This is a genomic window from Trichloromonas sp., from assembly GCF_041583255.1.
In the GTDB taxonomy this organism is placed as follows: domain Bacteria; phylum Desulfobacterota; class Desulfuromonadia; order Desulfuromonadales; family Trichloromonadaceae; genus Trichloromonas.
Genome location: NZ_JBFHGD010000221.1, coordinates 1 through 5285, shown reverse-complemented (window position 1 = coordinate 5285; position 5285 = coordinate 1). Strand labels below are relative to the sequence as shown.

3 protein-coding genes are annotated in these 5285 nt (G+C 62.2%); 2 read left to right on the top strand and 1 reads right to left on the bottom strand.

The features are described 5' to 3' along the window. Window positions 1-2894, top strand: a 2894-nt coding sequence (locus ABYV89_RS14240) for an efflux RND transporter permease subunit (RefSeq protein WP_432823602.1), incomplete at its 5' end; no start/stop codon positions are given. A gap of 25 nt (window positions 2895-2919) precedes the next feature. Next, entirely contained in the window at window positions 2920-4353 is a 1434-nt protein-coding gene (locus ABYV89_RS14235; protein WP_432823601.1) for an efflux transporter outer membrane subunit, read from the top strand. A 148-nt stretch (window positions 4354-4501) separates the two neighbouring features. On the opposite strand, the gene ABYV89_RS14230 is transcribed toward ABYV89_RS14235, so the two are convergent. Beyond that, window positions 4502-5285: GGDEF domain-containing response regulator (locus ABYV89_RS14230; protein ID WP_432823600.1), on the bottom strand; the 784-nt coding region annotated here is incomplete at its 5' end.

Genomic DNA, 5285 nt, shown 5'->3' with positions numbered 1-5285 from the left:
TGACCACGGTCATCGAAGACAGCCTCTCGGGGATCGAGGGGATCAAGACCATCACCTCGGCCAGCATGCAGGAGAAAAGCCAGATTACCATCGTCTTCAAGATGGAGTTCGATGCCGACGATGCCGCCGCCGAAGTGCGCGACCGGGTGGGCCGAGTGCGGGCCGAGCTGCCGCTGGCGATCGAGGAGCCGGTCATCGCCAAGGTCGAGGCCGACGCTTCGCCGATCCTCTACATGGCCTTTGCCAGCGAGCAGCACAGCAACGAGGAAATCACCGATTACGTCGAGCGTTACGTCACCGATCAGATCGAGATGATTCCCGGCGTTGCTGAAGCCCAGGTTCTTGGGGCGCGCAAGTATTCGATGCGTATCTGGCTCGACCCGGCGCTGCTGGCGGCGCGCCAGGTGACGCCGGCAGAGGTCGAAGCCGCCATCCGGGCGCAAAACATCGAGGTTCCGGGCGGCCGCCTGGAGAGCGCCGCGCGGGAATTCACCGTCCTCTCCGACACCAGCCTGAACACCCCGGAAGCTTTCGAAGAGATCATCGTCCGCAAAGCGGGGAGTACCCTGGTGCGGCTGAAGGATGTCGGCCGGGCCGAAATCGGTCCCGAATCGGTGCGCCAGAGCCTGCGTTATAACGGCGGCAAGGCGGTGGCCCTCGGGCTGGTCAAGCAGTCGGTGGCCAACCCGCTGGAGATTTCTCAGGCCTTAAAGAAATTGATGCCGGAGTTGCAGGCTTCTCTCCCCGAGGGGATGAAGGCCCGCATCGTTTACGACTCGTCGGTCTTCATCGAGCGTTCGATTGACAACGTTTTCTCTTCCATAGTCGAAGCGGTCGCCCTGGTGCTGCTGATCATCTTCTTCTTTTTGCGCAGCGTCCGTTCGACCCTGATCCCGCTGGTCACGATCCCGGTATCGCTGATCGGCTCCTTCGCCCTGATGTGGGCCCTCGGCTTTTCCATCAACACCCTGACCCTGTTGGCCATGGTGCTGGCGGTGGGACTGGTGGTCGATGACGCCATTGTCGTGCTGGAGAACGTTCACCGCCACGTGGAAAAGGGCCTGACCCCCGCCAAGGCGGCAATCAAGGGGATGCAGGAGATCGGTTTTGCCGTCATCCTGATGACCCTGACTCTGGCCGCGGTCTACGTCCCGGTGGCGATGATGGAAGGGCGCACCGGCAAGCTCTTCACCGAGTTCGCCCTGACCCTGGCCGGCGCGGTGCTGGTTTCCGGCTTCGTCGCCCTGACTCTGACGCCGATGATGTGCGCCAAAATGCTGCGTCACCAGACGAAGCACAACATGCTCTTCAACCTGATGGAGAACTTTTTTATTGCTGTTGAGCAGGGCTACCGGCGCATCCTCGGCTGGTCGTTGAAGACGGTGATGTTCGGGTTGAGCCTGGCCTTGATCGCCGGTGTCGGGTCCTGGTGGCTGTTGCAGAAATTGCCTTCGGAGATGTCGCCGCTGGAGGATAGGGGGGTCTTCATGACCTTCATCATCGCTCCTGATGGCGCCAACTTGGAGTACACCGATCACTACCTGAAGCAGGCCGAAGCGCTGCTGCAGCCGATCCCCGAAGCCAACGGGGTTTTTGCCACCACCGGTTTCAGCGGCAAGGTCACCGAAGGGATCGCTTTCGTCGAATTGAAGGATTGGGAAGAGCGCGAGCGCTCCTCGCTGCAGATCGCCGGCGAACTGGGACCGAAGCTGTTCGGCATCCCCGGGGTGCTCGGTTTTCCGATCACGCCCCCCTCTCTCGGTCAGCCGTTCATGAACCAACCGGTGCAGTTCGTGGTCAAAACCAGCGACTCCTATGGCGAGCTGAACGACCAGATCGGCACGTTGATGGCCGAGGTGCGCAAGAATCCTCGCATCCTGGCGGCGCGCACCGACCTCAAGCTGAATTCGCCGGAACTGCGTCTGCAGGTCGATCGCGACAAGGCCGCTGACCTTGGCGTCAACGTGGCGACCATCGGCAGTACCATCGAAACGCTGATGGGGGGGCGGGACGTGACCCGCTTCAAGATGGATGGCGAGCAGTACGACGTCATTGTCAAGATCGAGGATGACCTGCGCGCCACCCCCGATGATCTCAACCGTATTCACGTCCGCTCTGGCTCCGGGGAGATGATTCCGCTGTCGAGCCTGGTAACGATCACCGAGGGGGTGACTGCCCAGTCGCTCAATCACTTCAATCGAAGCCGGGCCGCCATCCTCAGCGCCAATCTCGCTCCCGGCTACTCCCAGGGAGAGGCGCTCGCTTTTCTCGAGGAAGCGGCGGCGCGCATCCTGCCGGAGACCGCCCGCATTGACTACCAGGGGCAGTCGCGCGAATTCAAGGACAGCAATGCCGGCCTGGTCCTGACTTTCGCCCTGGCGCTGATCATGATCTACCTGATGATGGCCGCCCAGTTCGAGTCCTTCGTCGATCCGTTGATCATCCTCTTCACCGTGCCGTTGTCGATGGCAGGCGCCTTGCTGGCGCTTTACTTCACCGACAATACCCTGAGCATCTACAGCCAGGTGGGGCTGATCACCCTGGTCGGCTTGATCACCAAGCACGGAATTCTTATCGTCGAGTTTGCCAACCAGCTCCAGGAACAGGGGCAGTCGAAGCTCGAAGCGGTGCTCGATGCCGCGACCCTGCGCCTGCGGCCGATCCTCATGACCACCGGGGCGATGGTGCTCGGCACCGTGCCACTGGCTTTGGCCAACGGCGCCGGCGCCGAAAGCCGCTCGCAGATCGGTTGGGTCATCGTTGGCGGCTTGTCGTTGGGAACGGTGCTGACCCTGTTCGTCATCCCGGCGGCCTATTTGCTGCTGGCGCGTCGGCGGCAGCGCGTTGAGGTCGCTGAAGAAGCCCCGGCATTGGCAGAATCGGTGCATGGCTGATTTGAACTTAAAAGGAACTCTCCCAATGAACAGATATTTTCAGCGCAGTTTCATGTCGGCCATTGTCCTGCTGTTGTTCGCCGGCTGCACCCTTGGACCCAACTACGCCAAGCCGGATCTGGATGTTCCGCTGGTCTACAAGGAAGGAGCCCCCTGGAAGGAGGCGACTCCGCAGGACCAGGTTTCCAGGGGGGCATGGTGGGAGATTTATGGCGACCCGGTACTTAATCGGCTGGAAGAGCAGACTGCAGCAGCCAACCAGACCCTGGCCGCGGCCTTTGCCCGGCTGACCCAGGCCCAGGCCGTCGCCCGTATCGACCGGGCTGACCGGCTGCCGCGCCTTGATCTGAACGCTTCGATGGGCCGCTCCCGCACCGCGGGGGATTTTTCGGCGACCGGCGAGGGTGCCACCGGCAACAGTTTCTCCGTTCCGCTTGACCTCAGTTACGAGATCGATCTCTGGGGGCGGGTGCGGCGTACCGTCGAGGCCTCTAATGCCGATGCCCAGGTCAGCGAGGCGGATTACCTGAGCCTGCTGCTGTCGCTGCAGGCCGAGGTCGCCGGCAATTATTTTGCCCTGCGCTCACTCGACCAGGAAATCGAGCTGCTGCAACGCACCGTCAGGCTGCGCCGGGAAAACCTGGACCTGGTCACCAGCCTGTTCAACCAGGGCCAGATCGGGCAGCTCGATCTGGCCCGGGCCCAGACCGAGTTGGCGACCACCGAAGCCGAGGCCATCGGTCTCGGCAAGCGGCGAGCCGAGCTGGAACACGCTCTGGCGGTATTGTCCGGCCGGCCGGCGTCCGAGTTTGCGCTGCCCGCCGCGGGGCTGGCTGTTCGTGTGCCTGCGGTTGCGCCCGGACTCCCGTCGCGCCTGCTGGAGCGGCGTCCGGATATTTCGGCGGCCGAACGGCAGATGATCGCCAGCAACGCCCGCATCGGGGTCGCCAAGACCGCCTTTTTCCCGGCCATCCGCCTGACCGGCAGCGCCGGTTTCAGCAGCACCGAAACCTCTAGTCTGTTCGCTTGGGACAGTCGCAGCTGGGCCCTGGGCCCGGCGGTTTCCCTGCCGGTCTTCGAGGCCGGCCGCAACAGCGCCAACCTGGAGCGGGCCAAGGCGGCTTACGAGGAAACCGTGGCCGAGTACCGGCAACAGGTATTGGTCGCCTTCGCCGAAGTTGAAAATGCCCTCTCCGGATTACGTATTCTGTCTGAACAGGAAGTTGTCCAGCAGCGGGCGGTGGATGCCTCCCGGCAGGCGGCCGCGCTCTCGGACAAACGCTACCGGGCCGGTCTGGTGAGCTACCTGGAGGTGGTGGACAGTCAGCGTACCGCCCTGCAGATCGAGCGCAGCGCGGTGCAGATATTCGGTCAGCGCCTGCAGAGCAGCGTGCTGCTGATTAAGGCTTTGGGTGGGGGCTGGCAGGAGCATCCCGTCAGTGCCACACGGGTGTTGTAACCATCTGACGCATCGGGGTACGCTAGCTTCCGAATTTTTCGAAGGGCTGCGGAAGGCCGGTCGTTGCGGGTCGAAGGGGGTGTCCTGGTGGTCTGGGGAGTGTCGGTGTAATCTCGGCAATGCCTGAGCGGAGGAGGCGTGGCCGCGGTTAGGTGCTGACGCGGTTGCGCCCTTGCTTTTTCCCGCGGTAGAGAGCCTGATCGGCGCTGTTGATAAGCGCCTCGGGGGTTTTGCCGTCTTCCGGGAAGGCTGCGACCCCGATGGTGATGCTGACCTTGCCTTCCGGCTGATACTCCCGGCCGGGAAAGGGGAAACGCTCCACTTCATGGCGGATTTCTTCGGCGAGACCAAGGGCTTCGGCTTTGGCGAGTTCCGGCAAAATGGCGGTAAACTCCTCGCCGCCATAGCGGGCCAGAATATCCGATTTGCGCAGCCGCTCACCGATCAGCGCGCCGAGGGTTTTGAGCAACTGGTCCCCCGCCGGGTGGCCATGGGTGTCATTGTATTGCTTGAAGTGATCAAGGTCCATGAACAGCATCGAAAACTGCCGCTGGTACCGCTGTGAGCGGACCATTTCGATTTCCACCGCTTCCTTGAAATAGCTGTGGTTGTAGCGTCCCGTCAGGCCGTCGCGGATGACCATGTCCTGCAGGGTCTTGTTGGCTATGGCCATGCCCTGGTTTTTTCTCTCCAGTTCGGCGATCAGGCCTTGTTTCTCGGTGACCCGGTAGAAGTTGTCAAAAGCGCGCTCGGCGACGATGGAAATGATGTCCAGGTCCTCGATCGGTTTGGGTAGAAAGTCGAAAGCACCGGCGCGCAGGGCCTTGATCGATGTGGTGAGGTTGCTCTGGCTGGTCATGATGATCACCTCAACCTCAGACTGGAGGTCTTTGATCTGCTTCAGCAGTTCCATGCCGCTCATCCCCGGCATG